Raw genomic sequence first — 25,881 nt, 5'->3', positions numbered from 1 at the left:
GCGGAGCCATGTCCTCGAGCCAGAACAGAGCCGGACTTGCCGATGTCGCGATTGCCGACAAAATTCGGCGCCTCGCGCAGCCTTCGGCCTATGCGCCCGTCCCCGCGCGCGTCGACGTCATGGAGACACATATGTCCTATGTGTTCCTCGCGGGAGAGCGCGTCTATAAGCTGAAGAAGCCAGTGCGCTTCACTTTCCTCGATTTTTCGACGGTTCCTGCGCGCGCGGCCGATTGTCGCGAGGAGCTGCGCCTCAACCGCCGCCTCGCGCCCGGCGTCTATCTCGATGTTATTCCGCTGACGCTCGCGCCATCCGGCGATCTGGCGCTGCGCGGCGAGGGCGCCGTCGTCGACTGGCTCGTCGAGATGCGGCGCCTTCCGGAACGGCTCATGCTCGATCGTCTCATCGTCGAGGGTCGGCTCGAGACAGGGCAGATCGCCGCGCTCGCTGAAACGCTGGCGAGCTTCTACGCCTGCGCGGAACGCACGACGATGACGCCAGCAGAATATGTCGCGAGATTTTTTCGCGAGCACGAGGAGACGCGGCGTGTGCTGACGCTCTGCGAGCCTTCGAGCCCTGCTCTGCTCGATCGTCTGCACGCCATGCTCGCAGCATTCACGCCGACGCTCGAGCAGCGCGTGCGCGCGGGCCGCGTCATCGACGGACATGGCGATCTGCGTCCCGAGCATATTTGCTTCACCGACCCCATCGCCATATTCGATTGTCTCGAGTTCAATCACGACCTGCGTCAGGTCGATCCTTTCGACGAGCTGGCTTTTCTCGACTTGGAATGCGCGCTGCTCGGCGCTGGCGATCTGGGGCCGCGGCTCCTGGAGGCGACGTCGGCGCGGCTCGGCGATGCGCCGGCGCCGGCGCTGGTCGCGCTCTATGGCGCCTGCCGCGCCATGTTGCGCGCGCGGCTCGCGCTCGCGCATCTCTTCGATCCGCATCCGCGCCAAAAAGAGAAATGGGCGCCGCTCGCCGCCCGCTATCTGCAGCTCGCCGCAACCCGCATGGCCGCGATCGGCTGAGAGGATGCGGCGATCTTCGACATCACCTCGCGTTCGTAGCGCGCCAGCGCGCCGCTGATGGTGACCGGATAGGACGAAGGCGAGAGCGCGCGGCAGCCGGCGGGAAGAGTGGCGATCGCCTCGCGCGCATGGGTGCGGATCTGCTCGAGGCTGGGCGACGGCTCCAGCGCTTCGCCCGCGCGCATCGCCTCGCGCAATAGAGCGACGCCGCTCGAGCTCTCGCCTTCACGGGCGATCACGTCGAAAGCGGCGACGCCGTCGTGAAAGCCGCGAAACACCTGCTTGCGGCCGGGCAGGCTGCGCTTGCCCGGCGACAGCTTCATGCAGCCGCGCCCTTCGAATTCCACGAGCTTATAGGCGATGTCGAGCGCCGGCGCGTCGCCCGAGACCGACATGTCTGTGCCGACGCCGAACATGTCGATCGGCGCATTCGCCGCGGCCAGGCGCTCGATGCGCGCTTCATCGAGACCGCCGCTCGCGACGATGCGAATATGCGCGAGGCCAGCGTCGTCGAGCAGCCGGCGCGCCTGCCGCGACAAGGCGTCGAGATCGCCGGAATCGAGGCGGATGGCGCCGATGTCGAAATCCGCGCCCATCTCGCTTGCGAGCGCGATCACGTCGCGCACGCCGCCGATCGTGTCGTAAGTGTCGACGAGCAGAGTCGTGCGCGGAAAGAGCCGCGCATAGGCGCGGAACGCTTCGCTTTGCGACGCGCAGGCTTCGATGAAGCTGTGCGCCATCGTGCCGGCGACGGGAATGTCATGAGCGCGGCCGGCGGCGAGCAGAGAGGTCGCCGCCACTCCGGCGATGTAGAAGGCGCGTGCGCCGTCCAGCGCCGCATCGAAACCCTGCGCGCGGCGTGCGCCGAAATCGACGACCGCGCGGCCGCGCGCCGCCGCGACGACGCGCGCGGCTTTCGAGGCGAGCATCGTCTGCAGGCCGATGCGATTGATGATCAATGTCTCCAGCGCCTGCGCCTGCGCTATGGGCGCCGTCACCTCGACGATCGGCTCTTCGGCGAAGACGGGCGCGCCCTCCGGCATGGCGCGAATATCGCCGGTGAAGCGCAGACGTGCGAGGAAGTTGAGAAAATCATGAGGGAAACCGAGCGAGGCGAGATAGCGCAGCTGCGCGTCGTCATAGCGAAAAGCGGCGATGTCGCGCAGAAGATCGGCGAGGCCGCAGGCGAGAAGGAAGTTGCGCGACGGCGGCAGGCGACGCACGAACAGGCTGAAGGTCGCTGGCCGCTCGGCCATGCCGAGCTCGAAATAGCCGCGCAGCATGGCGATTTCATAGAGATCGATGAACAGCGCACCGGCGCGCGTCACATTGCGCATCATGGTCCTCGCTCCAGCAGATCGTCGATCGAGCCGCCGCCATGCAGCCGTTCGATCGCTCGCGCGAGCAGCGGAGCGACGCCGAGCACGGTGAGCTTCGCGCCGAAAGCCGTCGCGACATCGGCGGCGATCGGAACGCAATCGGTGACGACGATCTCGTCGACCTCGACATCGCGCAGCGTCGCGCCGCCGCGCGCGAACAGGCCATGCGTCGCGGCGAGCAGGATGCGCGCGGCGCCATTGGCGCGGCAGGCGGCGGCCGCGCGCGCCATGGTGCCGCCGCCGCTGATGAGATCGTCGAGAACAATGGCGGTTCGTCCGGCGACGTCGCCGGCGAAAATCTCGCCGCTCACTTGGCCCATGCTGCGATGCTTGTCCATGAAGGCCTTGGCGATCGGGCGCCCGAGCGTCGCCTCGAGCCGCAGGCGGAACAGCTCGGCGCGCTTCTCGCCGCCGAGATCGGGCGAGACGACGGCGGCCGGCGCATCGCCGATGCGTTGAACGAAATGCCGCGCCAGCAGCGCCTGCGCGTCGAGCGCCACGGCCTCGATGCGAAAGGCGTTCTCGAAGGCGGCGACATTATGCGCGTCGATGGTGACGACCGCATCGGCGCCGATCGCCTCGAGCAATTGCGCGACCATGCGCGTCGTGACCGGATCGCGCGGCTTGGTGCGGCGGTCCTTGCGCGCATAGCAGAGATAGGGCGTGATCGCCGTCGTCTTGGCCGCGCCGGCGTCGCGCAAGGCGCCGATGAAGAAGAGGAGACGCAGCAGCTTGTCGGCGCCGGTCTCGCCGGCTTCGCCATGCAGGCTCGTCACGATCTGCACATCGCGGCCGCGCACGTCGGCGAGCGGACGGATCTTGCGCTCGCCGTCCTCGAAGCGCCGCTCCTCATGCGGCGACAGCTCGATTCCAATCTCGCGCGCGACCTGCTCGCCGAGAGTTGCGCTGGAGCCGAGCGCGAACAGAACGAGGCCCGGCTGCGCAGGCGCGCGCATCGGCCGCGCCGGCGCCGGGAAAATAAAGCGGCTGACCGACAGCGCGCCGGCGACGGCGCCGAGCGCGCCATCGGCGAGCGCCAGCGGCGCCGCGATCAGCTCGACGCTGGCTATGTCGCGTCCCTGCTCGACGAGCGTGAAGATGGCGAGCACGGGCTCGCCGATGCGCAGCGCTTCATCGAAGAGACGGCGCAGACGGACGGCGGCGCGGCGATCGGCGCAAGCAGAAAGCCGCGCGCTTTCGCTCGACGACAGCAGCGGCGCCAGCGCCTCCGCGCCGCTCAGCAGCTCATAGTCGCGCTGGCCCTCTCTTTTGCGGAAGACGAAGCCGCCGCGCGGCGACGCGATCCAGGTGGCGAGCGGCGGCGCGACTCCGCGCCGCGCCGCCCGCCATTGCGCGAGCACGCGCTCGGCCTCCGCACCGACCGGTTGCGGCGCGGAGTCGAGACGCTCGAACAAGCGGCGCAGAAACGGCTGCGTCATCGCCAGCGTCGTCATGAGTCCTCGCCGCGTCGCGGCAGCTTCTCGGCGAACCAATCGGCGGCCAGCGCGACGACGCGCTCCAGCGTCCCGGGCTCCTCGAACAAATGCGTCGCGCCGGGCACGACGTCGAGCCGCGAATCGTGCAGGAGTCCCTGTGATTGACGATTGAGCTCCAGCACTTCGTAATCGAGCGCGCCGACGATGAGCAGAGTCGGCGCCGTGACGCGCGCGAGATCCTCGCCGGCGAGATCGGGGCGACCGCCGCGCGAGACGACGGCGCCGACGCGCTCCGGACGCTGCGCGGCGGCGGCGAGAGCGGCGGCCGCGCCCGTGCTGGCGCCGAAGAGGCCGATCGGCAGCTCGGCGAGCGCGGGCTCGGCGATGATCCAGTCGATCGCCTCGACGACGCGCCCGGCGAGCAGTGGAATATCGAACACATTGCGCCGGTCGCGCGCCTCGTTGCGGGTCAGCAAATCCATGAGCAGAGTCGCGAAGCCGCGCGCCAGCAGCGCCTCGGCCACGAAGGCGTTGCGCGGGCTGTAGCGCGACGAGCCGCTGCCATGCGCGAACAGCACGAGGCCGCTCGGATTGTCGGGAAGCTCCAGCGCGCCGCCCAATCGGCGTGAGCCGACGGCGACCTCCGATCTGCGAACCAGCGTCGTCATGGCGCACCCTTTCGCTCGCGGTCGCAGCGACGCGGCGCCGCTGCGAGGCGCCCCTCGCCCGCCCTATCTATCTATTGCGCCGTCCTCGAAACGACGCCGGTTTTTGCGCTTCGGCGCCGCCAAGGTGAATCAATTCGACGCGAGCGAGAAGGGAGGGCCGCCCATGCAGACGACGCCGGAAATCGACTTTCAGGGACTGGAGGCGACGCCTCAGATGCGCGCGCGCATCGAGCGTCATATCGATCAGCTGGAGACGCGCTGCGGCCGCGTCACCGCTTGCCGCGTCGTGGTCAAGGCGCCGGGCGGGCGCCATCGCACCGGCGGACTCTATGAGGTGAACATCCGCCTCGCGCTGCCCGATGGACGCGAGGCGGTCGTCGAGCGCACGCCGCCCGAGGACGAGCGCTTCCAGGATTTCGATTTCGCGCTCGACGATGCGTTCAAGCGCGCGCGGCGGCGGTTGCAGGATCAGGTTCGCCGCATGGAGGGACGCGTCAAGCAGCACGTCGAGCCCGCCGCCGGCGTGGTGCGGCGGCTGATGCGCGAGGACGGCTACGGCTTCCTCGAAGGCTCCGACGGACGCGAGCTGTATTTTCACCGCAATAGCGTCGAAGGCGACGGCTTCGATCGGCTCGATCTCGGCGCGCGCGTCATCTATCGCGAGGAGGAGGCCGACGACGGCCCGCAGGCGTGCGCGGTGAAGCCGCAGGGAGAGCGGGCGCCGTCATGAGCCGGGGCTCTTCGCAAAGGCGGGGGCGGCGCCTATATCGAGCCGGCCATGCCGTTTCGTGACCGAACCGACGCCGGTCTCCGCCTCGCCGATGCGCTCGCCAGCCATCGGGGCGAGGAGGCGGTGGTGTTCGCGCTGCCGCGCGGCGGCGCGCCGGTCGCCGCGAAGATCGCCGAGCGGCTGAATGCGCCGCTCGATCTGGTGCTGGTGCGCAAGATCGGGGTTCCCTTTCAGCCCGAGCTCGCGATGGGCGCCGTCGCCGACGGCGGCGCGCCGACCATCGTGCGCAATGAGGATGTGATCGCGCTCGCCGATATTTCGCCGGGCGCCTTCGACGCCATCCGCGCGCGCGAGCAGGCGGAGATCGAGCGCCGCCGCGCGCTCTATCTCGGCGGCCGGCAGCGCCCCGATGTCGCCGGAAAGCTGGCGATCGTCGTCGACGACGGCGTCGCCACCGGCGCCACCACGCGCGCCGCTCTGCGCGCCGTGCGGGCGCTGCGGCCGAAGAAGCTGCTGCTCGCCGTGCCCGTCGGACCGACCGAGGCGCTGGACGCCTTGCGCGAGGACGCCGACGAGATCCTCTGTCTCGAGCAATATCGCGATTTCGGCGCGATCGGTTTCTTCTATGCGGATTTTCGCCAGATCGACGACGCGGAGGTGATCGCCATTCTCGATCGCTTCACGCCGCGGCGATGAATGGAGGCTCACGATGCGCGTCGGCGCGCCCAAGGAAATCAAGGACAATGAGTTTCGCGTGGCGCTGACGCCGGCCGCCGTCTTCGAGCTGCGCCAGCGCGGCCATGTCGCGCTCGTCGAGCGCGGCGCCGGCGCGGGCGCCGGGCTCTCGGACGCCGATTATGAGGCGGCGGGCGCGATAATGGTCGAGGGGCCGGCGGAGATTTTCGCGACGGCCGATCTCATCGTGAAGGTGAAGGAGCCGCAGCCGAGCGAGCGCGCGCGCCTGCGGCCCGGACAAATCCTCTTCACTTATCTGCATCTCGCCGCCGATCGCGCGCTGACGCTCGATCTCATGCGCTCGCGCGCCGCCTGCATCGCCTATGAGACGGTGACCTCGCCCTTCGGCGGCCTGCCGCTGCTCGCGCCCATGTCGGAGATCGCCGGGCGGCTGGCGCCGCAGGCGGGGGCCCGCACGCTGGAAAAGCTATTCGGCGGGCGTGGCGTGCTGCTCGCCGGCGCGCCGGGCGTGCCGCCGGCCGAGGTGTTCGTGCTCGGCGCCGGCGTTGTCGGGACGCAGGCGGCGATGATCGCGCTCGGCATGGGCGCGAGCGTCACCGTCGCCGACCGCTCCGGCGAGCCGTTGCGCCGGCTGCAGGCGCGCTTCGGCAATGCGGCGAAGACGATCTTCTCGACGCCGACGGCGATCGCCGAGCTGACGAAGCGCGCCGATCTCGTCATCGGCGCGGCGCTGCTGCCGGGCGCGGCGGCGCCGAAGCTGGTGACGCGCGAGATGCTATCCGGCATGAAGCCCGGCGCGGTCATCGTCGATGTGGCGATCGATCAGGGCGGCTGCTGCGAGACCTCGCATCCGACCACCCATTCCGATCCGACTTATGTGGTCGACGGGATCGTGCATTATTGCGTCGCCAACATGCCGGGCGCCGTGCCGCGCACCGCGACCTTCGCGCTCGCCAGCGCGACGCTGCCGCATGTGCTGGCGCTCGCCGATCACGGTCTCGGCGCGTTGCGCGAGGACCCGCATCTTCGCGCCGGGCTCGAGATTTTCGAGGGCGAGATCGTCAACGCCGCGGTGGCGGCGGCGCATGAGCTTCCCTTCGCTCCGGCGGAGCGGGCGCTCGGCGCCGAATAGAGGAGACGCGCGATGCGGCTACGATCGCCGGCTTTCGCCGAGCGGGCGGAGATCCCGAAAAAATTCACCTGCGACGGCGAGAATGTCTCGCCCGCGCTCGAATGGAGCGACGCTCCGGCGCAGACGAAGAGCTTCGTCCTGCTGTGCGACGATCCCGACGCGCCCGCCGGCACATGGCGGCATTGGGCGGTCTATGATCTTTCGCCGGCGAGCTCCGGCCTGCCGGAGGGCTCCGGCCGCGCCGGGCCGGGGCGGGGATATAAGCAGGCGATCAATGATTTCGACCGCTCCGGCTATGGCGGTCCCTGCCCGCCGCCGCGCCACGGCGTGCATCATTATCATTTTCGCCTGCTGGCGCTCTCGGTTCCCACCTTGCGCGTCCCGCGCGCCGATCCGACCTGCGAGGAGGTGGAGCAGGCGGCGGCGAAATCCCTGGTGCTCGCCGAGGCGCTGCTGATCGGGACCTATCAGCGGTGAGATGAGCGATTTGACGGGGTGAAAGAGCGAGCCTGAAGGCTCGCGGTCCAGGCGCGGTCCCCGGACCGCGAGCCTTCAGGCTCGCTCTCGAGGCGCCCGTCAATTGCGCTTGGACTTCGCGTCCTTGTCGCCCTTGGCCTCGCCGGGCGTGAACAGGCTGCGCACGCGCTCGCCCATCATCGTCGCATGGCCGGAGCCGACCTCATAGACGAGCTTGTCGCCCTTGGCGATATTGTCGCCCTGGGTCAGCGTCACATTGCCGGTGAGATAGATCTTGTCCTCGCCGCGGTCGTAGGAGGCGTGGTCGCCGACGCCGATCTGATCCTTGGACACGAGCGTGACCGGGCCTTCGGCGTCGATATGGCGGACGCGGTCGCTTCCGGTCGTCTGCTCGCCCTCCTTCGCCTTGTCGAGCAATATGGTCAGTCGCGAAGCCTTCAGCGTCGAGGGGCCGTTGACGACGATCACGCCGCCCGAATAGACGAGCCGCTGCTCCTTGTCGAAATAATCGAGCTTGCCGGCGTCTATGTCGACCGGGTCCTTGCCGCTCGCGCCCGGCAGAATGCCGCCGGAGCGGCCCTTGGCCAGCGCCGGAACGCCGGCCGCGAGCAGCGCCAGCGCGAGAGCGAGCGGGCGAGCAAAGCCTCGCATAGGGGCGTCTCGCATAGCAGCGGCTTTCATGGGGCGGCGTCTCTCATCGGCGCGTCTGTCTCGGGGGCGTCTCTCACGGGGAACAGCCTTTCGGTCGCCTCGGGCGGCGCATCCTCGTCGCCCGGGAAGGTCGTATGGACGGCGCCGGTGAAGGTGGCGCGCTTCTCGGTCTGCGAAAATTCGCAAGCCTGCGCCGTGACCACCGACTCGTCGAGCATCAGCGTCGTCGGCGTGGTCGAGGTCACGAGCCCGCCGCGGAAATCGATCGTCGCCGCAGCGGTCTTCATGTCGAAGCGCGTCCCGTCATAGATATGAGCGTCGCCGCTGAGCGCCGCCTCGTCCTTGCCCCCGTCATAGACGCCCCTCTGCGAGGTGAGGATGATCACGCCGTCGGAGTCATTGGTGATCCGCACCTCGAGCTCGTTCAATTCATAGATGTCGGGATGATCCAGATCCTGCACGGCGGTGCGCGCCCGGAGCTCATAGGGGCGCCCGTCCTTGCGATAGGCGACGAGCTTCGGACTCTCTATGGTGATGCGCGTCCCCTGCGTCACGATGCGGGAAAAGGACAGATTCACCGGCAGGAAGCTGAGCGAGCGCACGAGCGCGCCGAGGAGCGCCGCGACGACGATTCCGGCGCTGCCCCAGATGAGGAAGCGGCGCAGCCGCGCGACGCGCTGCGTATGGCGCCGCGCTTCCGGAATGGCGTCCGGACGCGCGGCGATGAGGCCGTCGAGCCGGTCGAGACCGGAGGGGGAGACAGCGTCGTCGCTCATGGAAGGCCTCGGGCGAATCGAAACGTCCATGGAGGGATCGCCTCGTGGCGTTTCCGAGGCGTCATTCATGCGAGAAGATGTCGATCTCCGGCCAGCCGGCGAGATCGAGCCGCGCCCGCATCGGCAGGAAGGCGAAGCAGGCCGCGGCGAGGTCGGTGCGATGCTCGCGCGCCAGCATGACGTCGAGCTTCTCGCGCAGCGCATGGAGATAGAGCACGTCGGAGGCGGCGTAGGAGAGCTGCGCGTCGGAGAGCGTATCGGCGCCCCAATCCGACGATTGCTGCTGCTTGGAGATCTCGACGCCGAGCAATTCGCGCACGAGGTCCTTCAGCCCGTGGCGGTCGGTGTAGGTGCGAATGAGCTTGGAGGCGATCTTGGTGCAATAGACCGGCTCGGCCATGACCCCGAAGGTCTTGGCCATGACGGCGATGTCGAAGCGGCCGAAATGGAACAGCTTCAGCACATTAGGGTTCGCCAGCAGCGCCTCGAGATTGGGCGCGCGCGTCTGCCCCGGGGCGATGCGCACGAGATCGGCGTCGCCATTGCCGCCGGAGAGCTGCACGAGGCACAGCCGGTCGCGATGCGGGTTGAGGCCGAGGGTTTCGGTGTCGATGGCGACGACGGGCCCGAGATCGGCGCCGTCCGGCAGATCGCCCTGGTGCAAGCGGATGGTCATCGATTCGGCTGCTCGGCTGGGGTGTGATTCACGGGCGCCAAACTATTCGAGGGCGGCTGGGGGAAGCAAGGGCCGGGGTGAGGGGGGGGTCGGTTTGAACGACCGCCAAGCGCCAGGAGCGGACATTGTTCAATCCTCCGCGAAGTCGCCCAGCGCTGGTCCGGCCACGGAAATGAGCATCGAGCCATATGCGCGCGTCAGCGCGTCGGGCTTGTTCAATTACCCTTGCAAAGTTGAGTTGACGCTACGCGGCTTCTATGGTTCCCCAGGGTGCAGTTAGAGCCTATCAAAGGAACCATTTCATCGGCCTAACAAGAGAACCAAACGCCGCTGCTAGCGCCGCTCAACTCCGAGCGCGTGACTCGCCGGGCTATAGCGGTGCGCGATTGTCGCCAGCGGGCTGCGGCGGAAGTCGTCGAACAGCAGAAGCTGTATATTTTCGGAAGGCGATAGGAGCTTGGATGCGCATCAATTGTTGGAATTGCAATACTCCCGTGCCTGCGGAGAAGCGCGATTGCCAAGCTTGTGGAGAGGATAACGGCGCACCGAATGTCAGGCTCGCTGAGTCCGAATCCGAAAAAGCCGCGCTTTCCCGGCGCGTTCGAGACGCGGCGGTATCATCCAAAGCGAGAGGTTGCGAAGAAATCCTAGCACGCTTTGGTGCGGCGGTTCTCCGCTCTCACGCTGTGATCGCTCGTCCGCTTGGTATTGTTCAGGACCTGGTTGAGGACGGTCGAACGTACACTAGTTACCATAAGCAACTCGCTTCCGGCGCAAGGGTTGCTGAAGAAAATGAATGGGATCTCACGCGCACGCAGGTCGAGGCCGCGCTGTTCCCGAATTTTCACGCGGAAATTGTATTCGCCTCTCTGACTTTGGATGGCGCGGGGATGTCCGGATACGGTGCCTACACCCTGGTGTTGAAGGAGGCCACCATTTCTCGTCGAGCCTCGGTTTTTGAGGGCAATCCCTACGATCTTGCCGAAAGGTTGAATTGGCTGTTAACTAAACCGATCCCGCAAGGGTATCGGGCAATCTGGTCAGAGCGCAATCTTTTGGCCCAGGCAAAGCTTCATGTGGAGCTTACACCCGATACAGCAGACGTTGAGTTCCCGGCAATCCTGGCAAGGGACGGCGGCGGTACAGGGAACAGTGATTTCATCGAAGTCCACATTTACGGGGCATTGAACAAATATGCGGTAGCAAAGGTTCTTGGCCCAAAAGCTGCTACTAGAGAAGACCGTGAAATTCTAAAGCGGCTGGGAAGGAAGCTTATAGAGCTTGGCGCGACACTGGAGCTACGTTGATGGATGCTATGGTTTCAGGCGTCGCCGCTCGGGTCGCCTTCGTCGATGGATCGAACGTCAGTTTCGTGGATGCCGCGCGCCCGGCCGAGCGACACCCAATCTCTCGCGGTTCACTCCCTCGGCTGTTTGGCGACGCTTACGACGTGGAGTACCTCAAAGGTACCACTGAGCAGCAGGCTTTCGAGCGCTTGTTGGTGAAATGGAACATCGATAGGAGCTTTAGGATGCTCCAGATAGCCCTCGACCAGGGCGAGGATCGTGACGCCCGAGTTCGCGCTGCTACTTTCCTTACAGAGCTATCGCGAGACCCAAGCGTCAAAGAAAGCATCGAGAATACGGTTTTCGCCATCGGGCTCCCTGATAACGGCCAGCTCGAAGAGATTGAAGCATTTTTTTCGTCGGAGGGCTGCATTCCTGATGTAGTCCAAAATCTAATAATGCTCCACGAGCAGATTATTTCTGTCCGAAAAGCATGGGAAGAAATACCAGATGACGTATTCCAGGGCAACGCTAATAGGTGCCGCGCCGAGCGTGCGGCAATACTACTTGGATCTTTCAGAGATTTGGTTATTGCGATAAAAGAGCCTGAGAAGGCAAGCATTGCGATTGCAAATTGCTATTTTAATTTAAAAAATCAAGCAAATAGTCGTGAAATTATTCGCAGATGGACTGAACGATTCGTCGACAGAAAAACGCTTAAAAAGGCAAAGAAAACGCACGATAAGCGCGAGGAGGCGCTCGACGATCGCGTTAAAGATGACGTTTACTCGTACCGTCCAGTACATAGCGTCATACTCAGTGTTGATACGCAAAAATCAGCTATCGTCCAACAATTAGAGCGGGGAAATCACGTAAGAGCCCGTGCTTTTGCTGAACAGTTGGTGAAATGGCAGCTGGGCAATGGGAAGCCCGTATTTGCCGCAAAGTCGCTTTGCTCTCTGGCTCAAGAAGCAAGACGTCTGGGAAATCCAATTCTACAGCTAGAGTGGGTGGAGCGCGCGATTCAAATTGCACCCGAGGACGCGTGGGCCCATGGGCAGGCTGGCGATGTCTATTTTTCCCAATACCGATTCAATGACGCCGACCGTGAATACAAGGCTGCGATCAGCTGGGGTTCCGTTCGGCGTGGAAAGAATGGCATCGCTAAGGTCCTCGCCGCTACCGGGTACTTGGAAGAGGCCCTAAACCTAAGTGAGAAAATCGTTCAGGAGCATGCGGATGATCCTGAAATCCCAGGGTCATGGGCATTACAATCAGAAATTCTGCGTAAAATGGGACGTTTAGAAGATGCCCTAAGCTCGTACGAGGAAGCTATAACAAGGTTTCCTGATCAAAGCGTGTTGCGTTGCGGGCGTGCAGCAGTATTGACGGACATGTCTCGCTACGCTGAGGCTTTGGAAGCCTACGACGAGGTGATGAAAAGTTTCGAGAACCAAGTCGTCGCTAGCTCAGGCCGGGCAGACGTTTTGAAAAATTTGGGTCGTCTTGACGAAGCGTTAGCGGCTTACGATCAAGCGATTTTGGAGTTTGATGAGGAACCCGTCCCTGTTTGTGGTAGGGCGGATGTCTTGCGCACGATGGGAAAACTAAACGAAGCGCGTGATGCTTACATCGAAGCCAAAAGGCGATTTCCCTATGAACCGACTGCTTATTGCGGTTTGGGTGACGTATATCGAGAGAAAGGTGACTTAGAGCTCGCGCTTATTACCTACGAAGATGCAGGTAAGCGTTTTCAATACGACGCAAGAATTAGGATTGGGTTCGCGAACACGCTGCGTTCTGCGGGCAGGTTTGAAGACGCACTCCAAGAGTTTGACCGGATCGTCTATGTCTTTAAGTACGACCTTGCTGCATTGAGCGGGAGGGCGAATATACTTAAGTCGCTAGGGTCCTATGATGAAGCGCTAAAAGCTTACGATCGGGTATTAGCAATCAGGCCTGACTACGCGTACGCTCGTTTCGCCAGAGCGGCCATCTTCGCTATAAGAGGAGATTTTAATCAAGCACTGGCATTGCTGCCCACTCGCGCACCGAGTACACTGTCTGAATGGGTCGCGTTTCACATCAGAGGCATGATGCACTTGAAGAGGAGCGAATTTGACGCAGCTCTCAAGATTTTTTCCAAGGGCGCGTCCGAAAGCCCGTTCTATAGAAATAGACAGTATTTCATGAATGCCATGGCGGCCACAAAAGTTCGCATGCAGAGCTTTGATGAGGCAATCTCCCTTATTGGGCAATCAGATAACGTTATCTCACGCTTACTGCTATCACACTCCTACGCGGCCATTGGAAGGGTCGAGCTTGCACTTATCCAGCTTGAATCTGTGAATGATAATGAACTGCCTCCTTTGGTGGAATTGCGAGACGAAATAGCCGCCCAGTTCAGACTCAGCCCTATGTCGGCGCACTACGATCGTGATTGGCTTCTTGATCGTGAGACTGAGGTATTGTTGCAGGCGGCTTAGCGACACACGAATATTCCCCGGCTGACGGCAAAGGATCAAGGTCCGTTTCGGGTCATGTGGGGACGTCCCGACGGCTACAGCTCTTTGCCGCCTCACGAAAACCTCCGCGCCGCGTCGAGCGCGAGGCCCAGGCCGACGCTGCCGAACATGTCGCCCTCGATGATTCGGGATGATTCGGCGGGTTTCCTCGCAGGCGCATCACACATATGATAAAGTATGAACTCCGTTATACAGGAGGCTTGGCTATGGCTGGCGTCGAGCGACTGACCATCACGCTGCCGACCGACATGGCGGCGGCCATCAAGAGCGCGGTCGAAGGCGGCGACTATGCGTCCACGAGCGAAGTCATCCGCGCCGCATTGCGCGATTGGAAGCTGAAGCGCGCCTTGCAGCTTCAGGAACTCGAAGCGCTGAGGGCCGACATCGACAAAGGCCTCGCCGATGTGGCCGCAGGCCGCATGAAGACATTCGACGCCGCCAGCATCATCGCCAGAGGGAGGAAGCTATTAGCCGACCGCTCGACCTCCGCCTGACCGACACGGCGGAAGCCGACCTCGCGGAAATCTGGGCGTATGTCGCGGACGACAGCTCGGAAGCGACAGCGACCCGCTTGCTCGAAAAAATCTACGCCGTCTTTCACCGTTTGCAGGACTTTCCGCTATCGGGCGCCGACCGACGCCAACTCGCCGCTGGGTTGCGAGTGACTTTCCATGGCGGCTATGCCGTCTATTATCTTCCCACGGAAGATCAAATCCTGATTGTGCGGGTGCTGCACGGAGCGCGGGACGCCGCCGCCATCGCCGATGCGGGCGGTTTTCTGACCTGAGCGAGCCTCCGCCTCACAAAAACCGCCGCGCCGCATCGAGCCCCAGGCCGAGCCCGACGCTGCCGAACATGTCGCCCTCGACCACCCTCGCCCGCGGCGCGATCGCCGTCACCGCTTCGCGCACGGCGGGAATGGCGGTCGAGCCGCCGGTGAGGAAGATGGCGTCGATGCGCTCCGCCGCGATCCCGGCTTGCGCCAGGGTTTCGGCGCTCGCCGCGCGCAGCGAGGCGAGGCGGGTCTCCACCGCCGCCTGGAGATCGCCGCGCGTCGTCTCTATGGCGAGACCCGGCTCGATCTCGGAGAGATCGATGGCGCTGCGCTCCTGCGCCGAAAGCGCGATCTTGGCCGCCTCCACGCCGAGCGCCACCGTATGGCCGTGGCGCGCCTCGATCACCTCGCGCAGCCGGCGCAGCAGCTGCGGCGTCAGCGAGCGCTTCTCGAGATCGGCGAGCTCGCGCGCGACCTCCTGCGTGTAGAGCAGATTGATCCGGTGCCAGGTGGCGAGATCGACGAAATAGCCGTTGGGCACGGGCAGGATCTTGCCGCCGAAATGGCTCTTGGTCTCGCTGGCGAGGCCGAAATGCGGCATCACCGCCTTCATGCTCAGCAGCCGGTCGAAATCGGTGCCGCCGATATGCACGCCCTGATTGGCGAGCACATCGGCGCTGCGGTCGGTCCGGGCCGCGCCCTGCGGCGAGACGCGCACGATGGAGAAATCCGAGGTGCCGCCGCCGATGTCGGCGATCAGCGCATATTGCTCCTCGGCGACCGTCCGCTCATAGTCAAGCGCCGCGGCGATCGGCTCATATTGAAACTCCACATGGGCAAAGCCCTGCGCGCGGGCGATGCGCTCCAGCGCGTCCTGCGCCTTGGCGTCGGCGCCCGCATCGTCGTCGACGAAGCGCACCGGCCGGCCCATCACCACATGGGTGACGTCGGCGCCGGCCGCCGCATCGGCGGCGCGCTTCAGATGCGCCACCAGGAGGCCGATAATGTCGCCATAAGTATAGGCCTTGCGCTTGATGCGCACGGTCTCGTCGAGCAGCGGATGGCCGAGCACGCTCTTCAATGAGCGCATCAGCCGCCCGTCGGTCCCTTCGACATAGGCGCGCAGCGCCTCGCGGCCAAAGCGCACGCCGCCCTCCTCGAAATCGAAGAAGATCGAGCTCGGAATGGTGAGCTTGTCGCCCTCGACCGGAACCAGCGCCGATCCGCGCGCGACGGTCGAGTTGGACGTGCCGAAATCGAGGCCACAGAAGGAATTGCGCATCATTTGTCCAGATGGCGGAGCGATGGGGCTGCGCTCCTTCTCCCACTTGAGGGAGAAGGTGGCCCTCGCGTCAGCGAGGGTCGGATGAGGGTCCTCGCCTCATCGCGCGGGCGTCGAGATTGGTGTCGTTCTGCCGGGCCCTCATCCGACCCCGCTTCGCGGGGCTGCGTTCTCCCGCCTTGCGATCGCCTTGCGGGAGAAGGAAGAGCGCCCCTCAGGCCGAGAGCGCGGCCTTCACCGTGGCGCTCGCCTTTCCGAAATCCATGCGGCCGGTATATTTGGCCTTGAGCGCCGCCACCACTTTGCCCATGTCCTTGATCGAGGCGGCGCCGGTCTCGGCGATCGCGTCCTTGATCGCCGCCGCTGCCTCCTCCTCGGAGAGCGGCTGCGGCAGATAGGAGGCGATCACCTCGATCTCGGCGCGCTCCTTCGCGGCGAGATCGGCGCGGCCGGCCTTCTCATAGATGTCGAGCGATTCCTGCCGGCTCTTCACCATCTTCTGCAGCAGCGCGAGAATATCGTCATCCCCGAGCGTCTTGCCCGTGGCGCGCGCCTCGATGTCGCGGTCCTTGAGCCCGGCGGTGATCATCCGGATCGTCTCGACCCGCGATTTGTCGCCGCTCTTCATGGCCGTCTTGAGGTCGGCGGTGAATCGTTCGCGCATTCTTATTTCCACTTCGCAGTGAAATGTTCTAGGGAAGCCGCGGGCGCGCGAGGCGCCCGGCCGGCATGTTGGAGAGAGGCATAGAGCGCGGATGAGCTCGGATCAAGACGCAGCGGGCGGCTGGGCCGCGCCGGTCCACACCGGGGTGCTGGTGCTCGCGAGCGGCGAGGCGATCTTCGGCTTCGGCTTCGGCGCGCAGGGCGCGGCCGTCGGCGAGGTCTGCTTCAACACCGCAATGACCGGCTATCAGGAGATTTTGACCGATCCGTCCTACGCCGGACAGATCGTCACCTTCACCTTCCCCCATATCGGCAATGTCGGCGTCAATGACGAGGATGTCGAGACCGTCGACCTCGCCCATTGCGCCGGCGCGCGCGGCGTCGTCATCGGCGCGCCCTCCGGCGATCCCTCCAATCACCGCGCGCTGCGTCCGCTCGCGCAATGGCTGGAGACGCGCGGAATCATCGGCCTTTGCGGAATCGACACGCGCGCGCTGACGAGCTTGATCCGCGAGAAGGGCATGCCCAACGCGGTGATCGCATTTTCCCCCGACGGCGTTTTCGATCTCCCGAAGCTGCGCGCCGAGGCCGCCGCCTGGCCGGGCATAGACGGAATGGATCTGGTGCCGGCGGTGACCGCCGCCGCGCGCTATGAGTGGGACGAGACGCTGTGGCGCTCCGGCGCCGGCTTCGGCAGGCGCAATGGCGCGAAGCGTCGCGTCGTCGCGATCGACTATGGCGTGAAGCGCAATATTCTGCGTCTGCTCGCCGAGGCCGGCTGCGAGGTGATCGTCGCTCCGGCGACGGTGACGGCGGAAGAAATTTTCGCGCTGGAGCCGGACGGCGTGTTCCTCTCCAACGGCCCGGGCGATCCGGCCGAGACCGGGCGTTACGCCGTGCCGGTGATCCGCGCGCTGCTCGCGCGCGAGATTCCGGTGTTCGGCATTTGCCTCGGCCATCAGATGATGGCGCTCGCCGTCGGCGCGAAGACGATGAAGATGCCGCAGGGCCATCACGGCGCCAATCATCCGGTCAAGGATTTCACCACCGGCAAGGTCGAGATCGTGTCGATGAACCACGGCTTCGCGGTGGATCGCGACAGCCTGCCCGCCAATGCGGTGGAGACGCATCGCTCGCTGTTCGACGGCTCCAATTGCGGCATCGCGCTCACCGACCGCCCGGCCTTCTCGGTGCAGCACCACCCCGAGGCCTCGCCCGGCCCGCAGGACAGCCATTATCTCTTCGCGCGTTTCGTCGAGATGATGGAGAAGGCGAAGCTGGAAAAAGTGTAAAGCGAAATCGCGCTGTTCTCCCTTCTCCCACTTGTGGGAGAAGGTGGCCTCGCGAAGCGAGGTCGGATGAGGGTCCGTCCGCTTCGACAATTTTTACAAACATCCGCGCAGTGAACCGAGGCGCCCTCATCCGACCCGACCATAGCCCGTCGCTTGCGACGGGCGTCCTGACGAACGCCCTATGGTCGGGCCACCTTCTCCCGCGAGCGGGAGAAGGAAGAGCGCGCTTTCTTTCAGTTCTTCTCTTTGGCCAATTGCTTCAGCCAGCGTTTCGCCTGCTTGCGCACATTCTCGGGCGCCGCGCCGCCATAGCTGGTGCGGCTCTTCACCGATTTGTCGACGCCGAGCACGCTGAACACATCTTCTGTGATGCGCGGCTCGACGCTCTGCATCGCTTCCAGCGGAACTTTCTCGAGGCCGATATTGCTCTGCGCCGCGAGCCCGACGATGCGGCCGGTCACATGATGCGCCTCGCGGAACGGAAGACCGAGCGCGCGCACCAGCCAATCGGCGAGATCGGTCGCCGTGGCGTAGCCCGCGCCCGCCGCCTTGCGCAGTCGCGGACGATCGACGCTCATGTCGCGCGCCATGCCCGCCATCGCGGCGACGCAGAGCGCGTAATTGTCGAGCGAGTCGAAGGTCCCTTCCTTGTCCTCCTGCATGTCCTTCGAATAGGCGAGGGGCAGGCCCTTCATCACGATCAGCATCGCCTGCAGCGCGCCGATGATGCGGCCGGTCTTGCCGCGCACCAGCTCCGCCGCATCGGGATTGCGCTTCTGCGGCATGATCGAGGAGCCGGTGGTGAATTTGTCGGACAGCGAGACGAAAGCGAATTGCGACGTCGTCCACAGCACGATCTCTTCGGCGAAACGCGAGAGATGCGTCGCCGAGATCGCCGCCGCGGATAAAGTCTCCAGCACGAAGTCGCGATCGGAGACGCTGTCGAGCGAGTTGGCCGTCGGCCGCGCGAAGCCGAGCGCCTTCGCCGTCATCTCGCGATCGATGGGAAAAGAGGTGCCGGCGAGCGCCGCGGCGCCGAGCGGACATTCGTCGAGCCGCTTGCGCGCGTCCTGGAAACGTCCGCGATCGCGCGCCAGCATCTCGACATAAGCGAGCAGATGATGGCCGAAGGTGACCGGCTGCGCCGATTGCAGATGGGTGAAGCCCGGCATCACGCTGCCGGCTTCCTCCAGCGCCTTCTCGGCGAGGGCGAGCTGCAGATCGGCGAGCGCGGCGTCGATGTCGTCGAGCTGGTCGCGCACGAACAGACGAAAGTCGGTCGCGACCTGATCATTGCGCGAGCGCGCGGTGTGCAGGCGTCCGGCGACGGGGCCGATGATCTCGGCGAGCCTCGACTCGACATTCATATGAATGTCCTCGAGCGCGCGCGAGAAAGCGAAGCTCCCCTCCTCGATCTCGCCACGAATCTGCTCTAGCCCGCGCGTGATGGCGGCGGCGTCCTCCTGCGACACTATGCCCGTGGCGGCGAGCATGGCGACATGAGCGAGCGAGCCGCGCACATCCTGCGGGGCCAGCCGCTTGTCGAAGTCGATGGAGACGTTGATCGCCTCCAGGATCGCGTCGCTTGCGCTCTGGAAGCGGCCACCCCATATTTTGCTCGTCATGAAGCCTCGCGGAAGAACCGACGGATGACCGACAACACAGAAAAATCGAGCCGAGGCCGCCTGCCGACGATCGCCGCGGCCGCGCTTCTCGTCGCCGGCGCCGGCGTTCTATACGTGAACGGCGGCGCGAGCGGCAAGAAGGGTTCGGGCGAAGCCTGCGCCGCCTCGCGTGAGACGTCGCAGCGCGTATCCTCGCTCGCCAAGGGCGAGGTCGCGGCCATGTCGATCGCCAGCGAGCCGGAAATGATGCCGGAGCTGACCTTCACCGGGCCGGACGGCGCGCCGCGCAAGCTCGAGGATTTCAAGGGCAAGACCGTGCTGCTCAACCTCTGGGCCACATGGTGCGTGCCCTGCCGCAGCGAGATGGCGGCGCTCGACCGGCTGCAGAAGGAGGCGGGCTCGGAGAAGTTCGAGGTGGTGACGGTCAATATCGACACGTCGCGGCTCGAGCGGCCCAAGAGCTTTTTGAACGAGATCGGGGCCAAGAGCCTCGCCTTCTACGCCGACCCCAAGGCCGAGATCTTCTTCCAGCTGAAGCAGACCGGCCAGGCGCTCGGCCTGCCGACGACCTTCCTCATCGACGGCAAGGGTTGCCAGATCGGCCTGATGCAGGGGCCGGCCAAATGGGATTCGGAAGAGGGCCGCTCGCTGGTGACGCAGACCGCCGAATTGTCCTCGACGCCCGTCGCTACGCCGATCGCCAGGCCTTGAGCGACGACGACCCGTTGCGGCCCTGGGAGCTGCGCGGCTCCCGGCGGCTGATCCGCGACCGCTGGATCAGCCTGCGCGCCGACCATTGCGTGACGCAGCGCGGCGTCGTGCTCGATCCCTATTATGTGCTGGAATATCGCGACTGGGTCCATGTGGTCGCGCTCGATGAGGCGGACCGGCTGCTGCTGGTGCGCCAATATCGCCATGGCGCCGGCGAAATGTCGCTGGAGCTGCCCGGTGGCGTGATGGACGAGGGCGAGAGCGATCCCTTGGCCGCCGGCGCGCGCGAGCTATTGGAAGAAACCGGACATCGAGCGGCGTCGATCCGACATTTGGCGTGCCTGTCGCCCAATCCGGCCTCGCATGCGAACCGTGTGCATCTGCTCTATGCCGAGGGCGCGCGCCTCGTCGCGCCGCTGAAGCTCGACAACTCCGAGGATATCACCGTCGAGCGCGTGCCCTGGCGCGAGGCGCTTGAGCTGGCGCTCGGCGGCGGCATGATCCACGCCCAGCATGTCGGGCTGCTGGCGATCGCGCTGGCGCAGGTCAAGGGCGTGACGATCGGCGGGTGAAAGGCGAACGGAAAAATTGCAAATCAATGATGCGCGCATTGAGGTGCGCGGCCTCAATGCGCGTCACTCCTCAGGGGTGTAGACACCTTCCAACGGCACGCCCCGCACCCAATAACCTAACCCACTAAGGGTGAGGAAGTGTTGTGGGTGCCTCCAAATAATTGTACCGAGATTCTTATTCTTATCCCTTCCCGCGAGTGGAATCCCCCTTCTTTCCAACTCTTCGACTAATTCTCCTCGCTTCATTGGCTTGCCGAAGTCCATAAGAATCTTCTTAACCGCCAGCGCCACGTCTTCGGGGGGAAGGACGCCGCGCGAGCGTTTAGACCCGATCATGAGAGTAGTCGGCGTTGAGACGTGGTCCATGAAATTCAGCAGGTCCTCTGGACCCAAAACCCTCTTAGCTTCTTCAAGAAGGTTGATGGCCGAATCCAAGCGATGAACGACGTCGGCGGCATTCTCTCTTTGGCGCCGGAGCCGCGCTAGAAGGTCTTCAAACTCAGCCATACGCCCACCCGATGACTCACACTCAGGGACGATCTGGAGCATGTTTACCCCCGTCGCGCGGTCGCGTCACAGGAGGACTCCAAACATCGTTAACGAATCCCTAATGTGGAAACAAGGAGGAAAGCCAGAATTGGCCTCTTGCGAGCTGGCAGACGATTCAGTAGAGTGCCAGGAGCTTAAACGCAAAACGGCTCCTGAGGAGGCTGCAACCTCCAAAGGAGCCGTTGTTTAGGTGACCGGACGGGGCGCATACCACAGAGCCCGTCTAGCGGATTGGTCAGGCTGGTGGCCGTTCCCGCAAGGGACATAACACCAGCCGACCATTTGATCAATCCTGTGGCTTCCGAAAGGAGGCCGAGATGGCGACACGTCGAGTGTGTCATCGTGTGCGCGCCTATGTTCGTGTCCGGTTCGGCCGGATCGAGCATGTGTGTTCGCACTGGCGTTGCTGCGGTCAAGGCGGTTTCGCCTTCTAAAGGCGGTTAGCTTTCGCCTCCAGCGCGTTTAGGGGGCTTTCGTCGCCGCAGGGAAACCCTGCGGCGATTTTTTCGATTTAATCCCTGATGCTTTCGTTAAACTGATCGGTCGGCTGCTCGTCAGTGCGCTAGCGTAGGTCAATGAAGATCAGCGGATAATAACTCACGGAACAATGACGGTTCGCGCATTTCTTCTCCCAGGGGCCATCCGACCTCTGGCGCATCCTTCGAACCGCGCTTCTCGGCGGAGCCCTCATCCGACCTCGCTTCGCGAGGCCACCTTCTCCCGTAAACGGGAGAAGGAGAGAACGTCGAGATTCCGCTTAAATTACGCCTTGGCGGTCGCCTTGTGCGGAATGCCTGCCTTGTCGAAGAGCGCGACCAGCTCGCCCGACTGGAACATCTCGCGGGTGATGTCGCAGCCGCCGATGAACTCGCCCTTCACATAGAGCTGGGGAATGGTCGGCCACTGCGAATAGGCCTTGATGCCCTCGCGGATGGCGCCGTCGGCGAGCACATCGATGCTGTTGAACTCGACGCCGACATGGTTGAGGATCTGACAGACCTGCATCGAGAAGCCACACTGCGGCGCAGCGGGGACGCCTTTCATGAACAGCACGACATCGGCGCTGTCGATCACACTCTTGATGATTTCGGACATTGGATTTCCCTTTCGAGCGGAATTCAAGGTTCCGTTGCAGGAGGCCCGGCGAGCCCGCCGGACGCAGAATGATTTTAGAGCGCGACCGTGGTCAGCGCCAGCGCGTGCAGCTCGCCGCCGAGGCGGTCGCCGAAGGCCTTGTTGACCATCTGGTGCTGCTGCACGCGGCTCTTGCCGCGGAACGCCTCGGACTTCACCTCGGCGGCCCAATGATCGCCGTCGTCGGCGAGAGCTGTGATCTGGATCACGGCGTCCGGAATGGCCGCCTTGATGAGACGCTCGATTTCACTTCTTTCCATCGCCATTTGCGCGTCGACCTCCTCGAGACCAGCTAGAAGGCGCCGTTGTTCCCGGCCATATAGGCCGGCAGCGGCGCTTCATGCGCATGTTGCAAAACGCTTAGCAATATCGGCGCCTCGCCGGGCAGATTCAACGTTGGTCCGCCGGTCGCGCCGAGCTCCAGCGCCGGCACGCCGGCGGCCGCCGCCTCGGCGAGAATTTTCGTCGCCTCCGCCGGCTCGGCGACGATGAGATATCGGCCCTGATCCTCGCCGAAGAGACTGGCATGATCGGGTCCCGCCGGCAGCCGGTCGATGGTGGCGCCGACGCCTCCGGCCATCGCCATTTCGGCGAGCGCGACGGCGAGGCCGCCGTCGGAAAGGTCATGCGCGGCCAGGACGCGACGGCCGACCACCAGCGCGCGGACGAAATCGCCATTGCGCCGCTCGGCGGCGAGATCGACCGGCGGCGGCGCGCCGTCGCGGCGCCCGCAAAGATCGCGCAGATAGGCCGATTGTCCGAGCCAGCCCTTGGTCTCGCCGATGAGGAGGATCGTCTTGCCGCCGTCCGGCAGAGCCAGCGTCGAGGCGACGGCCACATCGGCGATGACGCCGACGCCGCCGATCGCCGGGGTCGGCAGAATGCCGGTCCCCTGCGTCTCATTGTAGAGCGAGACATTGCCGGACACGATCGGGAAGTCGAGCGCGCGCGCCGCCTCGCCGATCCCTTCGAGGCAGCCGACGAGCTGGCCCATGATCTGCGGCTTTTCGGGATTGCCGAAATTGAGATTGTCCGTGAGCGCCAGCGGCGTTCCGCCGCGCACGGAAATATTGCGCCAGGCTTCCGCCACCGCCTGGCGGCCGCCTTCGACCGGATCGGCCGCGCAATAGCGGGCGGTGACGTCGGTGGTCAGCACGAGGCCCTTCGGCCCCTCGCCGATGCGCACCACGGCCGCGTCGCCGCCCGGCGCGCGCACGGTGTTGCCGAGGATGAGATGGTCGTATTGCTCCCATACCCAGCGCTTTGAGCAGAGGTCCGGCGTCGCCAGCAGCGCGACCAGAGCCTCGCTGTCCGAGACGGGCGGCGTGACCGAGGCGGGGTCGAGCACAGGAGCCTTCGGCGTCGCCACATGCGGCCGGTCATAGACCGGCGCCTCGTCGCCGAGCTCCTTGATCGGCAGATCGGCCTCGATGATTCCCTTGTGCTTCACGACGAAGCGCAACGTGTCGGTGGTCACGCCGATGATGGCGAAGTCGAGCCCCCATTTGCGGAAGATCGCCTCGGCCTCTCGCTCCTGCTCCGGCCGCAGCACCATGAGCATGCGCTCCTGGCTCTCCGACAGCATCATCTCATAGGCGGTCATGCCGGTCTCGCGGCAAGGCAGAGCGTCGAGATCGAGCTCGATGCCGAGATTGCCCTTGGCGCCCATCTCCACCGCCGAGGAGGTGAGGCCGGCCGCGCCCATGTCCTGAATGGCGATGACGGCGCCCGAGGCCATCAGCTCGAGACAGGCCTCGAGCAGCAGTTTTTCCGAGAAGGGATCGCCGACCTGCACGGTCGGGCGCTTCTCCTCGGCGTCCGCCTCGAAAGAAGCCGACGCCATCGAGGCGCCGTGAATGCCGTCGCGGCCGGTCTTGGAGCCGAGATAGACGATCGGATTGCCGACTCCGGCGGCGGCCGAATAGAAGATCGCATCGGTCCTGGCGAGGCCGACCGCCATGGCGTTGACGAGGATGTTGCCGTCATAGGAGGCGTCGAACTCGGTCGAGCCGCCGACCGTCGGCACGCCGAAGCTGTTGCCATAGCCGCCGACCCCGGCGACGACGCCGCCGACGAGATGGCGCGTCTTGGGGTGATCCGGACGGCCGAAGCGCAACAGGTTCAGGCAGGCGATCGGCCGCGCGCCCATGGTGAACACATCGCGCAAAATGCCGCCGACCCCGGTCGCCGCGCCCTGATAGGGCTCGATGAAGGAGGGGTGATTATGGCTCTCCATCTTGAACACGCAGGCGTCGCCGTCGCCGATGTCGATGACGCCGGCGTTCTCGCCCGGCCCCTTGATCACCCAGGGCGCCTTGGTCGGCAGCTTGCGCAGATGGATGCGCGAGGATTTATACGAGCAGTGCTCGTTCCACATCGCCGAGAAGACGCCGAGCTCGGTGAGGCTCGGCGCGCGGCCGATGAGCGCGAGGATGCGGTCGTATTCATCGCTCTTCAGCCCATGGGCGAGCGCCGCCGCGCGCATGGCCTCGCTGTCGCTGGTGTCGGTCGGGGCTGTCAAAGGTCGCACCTTCGGAAAATTGCGCGCTCACGCTGAGCTTGCGGTCGAGGCCTGAAGGGCCGGCCTCTCGATTAATGCCCATGTCCGGCGATGGCAACCGGCGCCCCTGTCGGAGCGGGGCTTTCCACCTCGCTGGAAATGACGCAGGAGGGAACCGTCGCCGTTTCGAACGGCGCTTACGATTCGTGGCTCCATGCGCCTTCTCGTCTCCTCTCTCGCTCTGCTACTCCTCGCCCTCGTCGCGGTCGGCGCCTATCGCTTCGTTCGGCGCAGTCCGGCGGCGGGGCCGGCGTTCGTCGCGGCGAGCGTCGCCGGCGCGCCTTTTTCCTATCCGCTCGCTCTCGCGCGTGACGGAACGACGCGCATGGGCGGCGAGGTCGACCATCTCGCCTTTCTCGTCGTCTTTCCCGATTTTGCCGCGGCGCCGTCGGCGAGCGCCGATCCGAAGCTCCGCGCCGCGCAAGAGCAGGATGAAAACCGCCTGTTCATCCTCGTCACGCCCAAGGACGAGGCGATCGATCCGGCCGCGCGGCCGTCGCGGCTCTATGCGCGCTTTCTCGAGGGCGAAGTGCTCGCCGCGCCCGGCAGTCTGATGATGCGCCGCTTCGAGGCCGGCTCGCCCTATGAGCTGGAGCAGCTCTATCTTGCGCCGCCCGACGGCTCCTCGTTCTTCGCGCGCTGTCCGAAGCCGGAGGCCGGCTTCATGGGCGCCGCGCCCTGCCTGTGGGCGCTGCGCCGCGGCGCGTTCGATGTCGAGCTGCGCTTTTCGCCGGCCCTGCTCGAGCATTGGGAGCGGCTGGCGGAAGGGACGCTCGCCTTTCTGCGCAGCGTCGAGGCGCGGGATCAATAATCCTCGAGATCGAAATCGAGAATGGCGATCTGCAGCGTGAAGCTCTGGCGCTTGGCGTCGTCGGCGGAGATGACGCCGAGGAAATCCTCGCCGCTGTTGAGCTCGACCGAATCGGTCTTGCGGCCGTGCGGCGCGAGGGTGAGCTTGTCGTTCTCGAACAGCTTGCGCAGATAGGATTGCAAGGTCTCGCGCCCGACCGGCAGCTTCATCGAGAAGGCGAAAGAGCGGTCGCCGTCCTCGTCGTCCACCGAAATGGCGGCGATCTTTCGCTCGCCGAGATGGACCGCGCCGTCGTCCGGATTCTTGGGATCGGGCGTGACCCTGATCTCTTCATTGCCCAGGGATTGGCGCAAGAACGCCTGCAGCTTGCGCAACTCGCTCTTGTCCAATGCGGCGTCTCCCCCGTTGCGGCGCTTTTTGCGGCCCGCAGCCTGTGCCACGAAT

The 25,881-nt window shown here is 64.9% G+C and carries 27 protein-coding genes; 13 read left to right on the top strand and 14 right to left on the bottom strand.

The annotated features are described in order from the left end of the window. Positions 1 to 8 precede the first annotated feature (8 nt). Positions 9 to 1,031, top strand: a complete 1,023-nt coding sequence (locus CQW49_RS12075) for a hypothetical protein (RefSeq protein ID WP_024749740.1) — start codon at positions 9 to 11, stop codon at positions 1,029 to 1,031. Here CQW49_RS12075 and CQW49_RS12070 read toward each other — a convergent pair. The 3 genes from CQW49_RS12070 to CQW49_RS12060 are packed head-to-tail and all read right to left on the bottom strand — an operon-like array spanning position 989 to position 4,514. After that, positions 989 to 2,371: a nicotinate phosphoribosyltransferase gene (locus CQW49_RS12070; RefSeq protein WP_003612269.1), complete on the bottom strand. Its 1,383-nt coding sequence runs from the start codon at positions 2,369 to 2,371 to the stop codon at positions 989 to 991. The two genes, CQW49_RS12075 and CQW49_RS12070, sit on opposite strands and share 43 nt — an antisense overlap. Beyond that, positions 2,368 to 3,864 carry a ribose-phosphate diphosphokinase gene (locus CQW49_RS12065; RefSeq protein WP_003612270.1) on the bottom strand — a complete coding sequence of 499 codons (1,497 nt, stop codon included), beginning with the start codon at positions 3,862 to 3,864 and terminating at the stop codon, positions 2,368 to 2,370. The genes CQW49_RS12070 and CQW49_RS12065 overlap by 4 nt, the downstream gene beginning before the upstream one ends. Further along, positions 3,861 to 4,514: a dienelactone hydrolase family protein gene (locus CQW49_RS12060; RefSeq protein ID WP_003612271.1), complete on the bottom strand. Its 654-nt coding sequence runs from the start codon at positions 4,512 to 4,514 to the stop codon at positions 3,861 to 3,863. The genes CQW49_RS12065 and CQW49_RS12060 overlap by 4 nt, the downstream gene beginning before the upstream one ends. A 163-nt stretch (positions 4,515 to 4,677) precedes the next feature. On the opposite strand from CQW49_RS12060, the gene CQW49_RS12055 reads away from it, so the two are divergent. From CQW49_RS12055 to CQW49_RS12040, 4 genes are read left to right on the top strand one after another with little or no spacing between them, the layout of a single operon-like run. Beyond that, the gene (locus CQW49_RS12055) at positions 4,678 to 5,244 is read left to right on the top strand and encodes an HPF/RaiA family ribosome-associated protein (RefSeq protein WP_003612272.1); all 567 of its coding nucleotides are present in this window, start codon (positions 4,678 to 4,680) and stop codon (positions 5,242 to 5,244) included. Between the two features lie 48 nt (positions 5,245 to 5,292). Continuing rightward, positions 5,293 to 5,940, top strand: a complete 648-nt coding sequence (locus CQW49_RS12050) for a phosphoribosyltransferase (RefSeq protein WP_003612273.1) — start codon at positions 5,293 to 5,295, stop codon at positions 5,938 to 5,940. A 13-nt stretch (positions 5,941 to 5,953) separates the two neighbouring features. Beyond that, positions 5,954 to 7,072, top strand: coding sequence for an alanine dehydrogenase (gene ald / locus CQW49_RS12045; protein ID WP_003612274.1), 1,119 nt, complete (start codon positions 5,954 to 5,956; stop codon positions 7,070 to 7,072). Positions 7,073 to 7,084: 12 nt separating this feature from the next. Beyond that, positions 7,085 to 7,549 carry a YbhB/YbcL family Raf kinase inhibitor-like protein gene (locus CQW49_RS12040; RefSeq protein WP_003612276.1) on the top strand — a complete coding sequence of 155 codons (465 nt, stop codon included), beginning with the start codon at positions 7,085 to 7,087 and terminating at the stop codon, positions 7,547 to 7,549. A gap of 99 nt (positions 7,550 to 7,648) precedes the next feature. Here CQW49_RS12040 and CQW49_RS12035 read toward each other — a convergent pair whose 3' ends face one another. The 3 genes from CQW49_RS12035 to CQW49_RS12025 all read right to left on the bottom strand — a co-directional run bounded on the left by CQW49_RS12035 (position 7,649) and on the right by CQW49_RS12025 (position 9,652). Then, complete coding sequence (locus tag CQW49_RS12035) at positions 7,649 to 8,200, bottom strand: LptA/OstA family protein (protein WP_003612279.1); 552 nt, start codon at positions 8,198 to 8,200, stop codon at positions 7,649 to 7,651. A 26-nt stretch (positions 8,201 to 8,226) separates the two neighbouring features. After that, positions 8,227 to 8,976: an LPS export ABC transporter periplasmic protein LptC gene (gene lptC, locus CQW49_RS12030; protein ID WP_003612281.1), complete on the bottom strand. Its 750-nt coding sequence runs from the start codon at positions 8,974 to 8,976 to the stop codon at positions 8,227 to 8,229. A 61-nt stretch (positions 8,977 to 9,037) separates the two neighbouring features. Further along, positions 9,038 to 9,652 carry a ribonuclease D gene (locus CQW49_RS12025; RefSeq protein ID WP_003612283.1) on the bottom strand — a complete coding sequence of 205 codons (615 nt, stop codon included), beginning with the start codon at positions 9,650 to 9,652 and terminating at the stop codon, positions 9,038 to 9,040. A gap of 461 nt (positions 9,653 to 10,113) precedes the next feature. On the opposite strand from CQW49_RS12025, the gene CQW49_RS12020 reads away from it, so the two are divergent. From CQW49_RS12020 to CQW49_RS25585, 4 genes are all read left to right on the top strand, one after another. After that, positions 10,114 to 10,959 (top strand): hypothetical protein, encoded by an 846-nt coding sequence (locus CQW49_RS12020; RefSeq protein ID WP_003612284.1) that lies wholly within the window; start codon positions 10,114 to 10,116, stop codon positions 10,957 to 10,959. Then, positions 10,959 to 13,424, top strand: a complete 2,466-nt coding sequence (locus tag CQW49_RS12015; protein ID WP_003612286.1) for a tetratricopeptide repeat protein — start codon at positions 10,959 to 10,961, stop codon at positions 13,422 to 13,424. Before CQW49_RS12020 ends, CQW49_RS12015 begins: the two co-directional genes overlap by 1 nt. Positions 13,425 to 13,669: 245 nt before the next feature. Beyond that, positions 13,670 to 13,957, top strand: a complete 288-nt coding sequence (locus tag CQW49_RS12010) for a ribbon-helix-helix domain-containing protein (protein WP_003612288.1) — start codon at positions 13,670 to 13,672, stop codon at positions 13,955 to 13,957. Further along, complete coding sequence (locus CQW49_RS25585) at positions 13,891 to 14,250, top strand: type II toxin-antitoxin system RelE/ParE family toxin (RefSeq protein WP_244593410.1); 360 nt, start codon at positions 13,891 to 13,893, stop codon at positions 14,248 to 14,250. Before CQW49_RS12010 ends, CQW49_RS25585 begins: the two co-directional genes overlap by 67 nt. A gap of 13 nt (positions 14,251 to 14,263) precedes the next feature. On the opposite strand, the gene CQW49_RS12000 is transcribed toward CQW49_RS25585, so the two are convergent. Both CQW49_RS12000 and CQW49_RS11995 read right to left on the bottom strand, forming a co-directional pair. Next, on the bottom strand, positions 14,264 to 15,520 hold the full coding sequence (locus CQW49_RS12000; protein ID WP_003612289.1) for an Hsp70 family protein: 1,257 nt from the start codon (positions 15,518 to 15,520) through the stop codon (positions 14,264 to 14,266). A gap of 214 nt (positions 15,521 to 15,734) precedes the next feature. Further along, the gene (locus CQW49_RS11995; RefSeq protein ID WP_003612290.1) at positions 15,735 to 16,184 is read right to left on the bottom strand and encodes a GatB/YqeY domain-containing protein; all 450 of its coding nucleotides are present in this window, start codon (positions 16,182 to 16,184) and stop codon (positions 15,735 to 15,737) included. 91 nt (positions 16,185 to 16,275) lie between these two features. On the opposite strand from CQW49_RS11995, the gene carA reads away from it, so the two are divergent. Continuing rightward, entirely contained in the window at positions 16,276 to 17,475 is a 1,200-nt protein-coding gene (gene carA / locus CQW49_RS11990; protein WP_003612291.1) for a glutamine-hydrolyzing carbamoyl-phosphate synthase small subunit, read from the top strand. Positions 17,476 to 17,708: 233 nt separating this feature from the next. Here the strand turns inward: carA and argH are convergent, their stop codons facing one another. Next, the gene (argH, locus tag CQW49_RS11985; protein WP_003612292.1) at positions 17,709 to 19,100 is read right to left on the bottom strand and encodes an argininosuccinate lyase; all 1,392 of its coding nucleotides are present in this window, start codon (positions 19,098 to 19,100) and stop codon (positions 17,709 to 17,711) included. A 24-nt stretch (positions 19,101 to 19,124) separates the two neighbouring features. Between argH and tlpA the strand changes: the two genes are divergently transcribed. Together tlpA and CQW49_RS11975 are read left to right on the top strand one after the other, a co-directional pair. Next, positions 19,125 to 19,811, top strand: a complete 687-nt coding sequence (tlpA, locus tag CQW49_RS11980) for a thiol:disulfide interchange protein TlpA (protein WP_003612293.1) — start codon at positions 19,125 to 19,127, stop codon at positions 19,809 to 19,811. Then, positions 19,808 to 20,383 carry an NUDIX hydrolase gene (locus CQW49_RS11975; protein WP_003612294.1) on the top strand — a complete coding sequence of 192 codons (576 nt, stop codon included), beginning with the start codon at positions 19,808 to 19,810 and terminating at the stop codon, positions 20,381 to 20,383. The genes tlpA and CQW49_RS11975 overlap by 4 nt, the downstream gene beginning before the upstream one ends. Before the next feature lie 63 nt (positions 20,384 to 20,446). On the opposite strand, the gene CQW49_RS11970 is transcribed toward CQW49_RS11975, so the two are convergent. The 4 genes from CQW49_RS11970 to purL form a co-directional block, all read right to left on the bottom strand. Beyond that, a complete protein-coding gene (locus CQW49_RS11970; RefSeq protein ID WP_024749744.1) occupies positions 20,447 to 20,932 on the bottom strand; it encodes an amidohydrolase family protein in 486 nt (161 codons plus the stop codon). Between the two features lie 762 nt (positions 20,933 to 21,694). Then, the gene (gene grxD, locus CQW49_RS11965; protein WP_003612295.1) at positions 21,695 to 22,027 is read right to left on the bottom strand and encodes a Grx4 family monothiol glutaredoxin; all 333 of its coding nucleotides are present in this window, start codon (positions 22,025 to 22,027) and stop codon (positions 21,695 to 21,697) included. Between the two features lie 74 nt (positions 22,028 to 22,101). Then, complete coding sequence (locus CQW49_RS11960; RefSeq protein ID WP_003612296.1) at positions 22,102 to 22,332, bottom strand: BolA/IbaG family iron-sulfur metabolism protein; 231 nt, start codon at positions 22,330 to 22,332, stop codon at positions 22,102 to 22,104. Between the two features lie 26 nt (positions 22,333 to 22,358). Next, positions 22,359 to 24,551 (bottom strand): phosphoribosylformylglycinamidine synthase subunit PurL, encoded by a 2,193-nt coding sequence (gene purL, locus CQW49_RS11955; protein WP_040566468.1) that lies wholly within the window; start codon positions 24,549 to 24,551, stop codon positions 22,359 to 22,361. A 229-nt stretch (positions 24,552 to 24,780) separates the two neighbouring features. Here purL and CQW49_RS11950 point away from each other — a divergent pair, with 229 nt between their 5' ends. After that, positions 24,781 to 25,437, top strand: a complete 657-nt coding sequence (locus CQW49_RS11950) for a hypothetical protein (protein WP_003612299.1) — start codon at positions 24,781 to 24,783, stop codon at positions 25,435 to 25,437. Here the strand turns inward: CQW49_RS11950 and CQW49_RS11945 are convergent. Beyond that, entirely contained in the window at positions 25,431 to 25,826 is a 396-nt protein-coding gene (locus tag CQW49_RS11945) for a DUF3126 family protein (protein ID WP_003612300.1), read from the bottom strand. The genes CQW49_RS11950 and CQW49_RS11945 overlap by 7 nt on opposite strands. Positions 25,827 to 25,881 lie beyond the last annotated feature (55 nt).

The sequence above is a fragment of the Methylosinus trichosporium OB3b genome (assembly GCF_002752655.1).
Classification (GTDB): domain Bacteria; phylum Pseudomonadota; class Alphaproteobacteria; order Rhizobiales; family Beijerinckiaceae; genus Methylosinus; species Methylosinus trichosporium.
The sequence above is the reverse complement of the archived record's forward strand: the minus strand, read 5'-3'. Positions and strand labels throughout refer to the sequence as shown.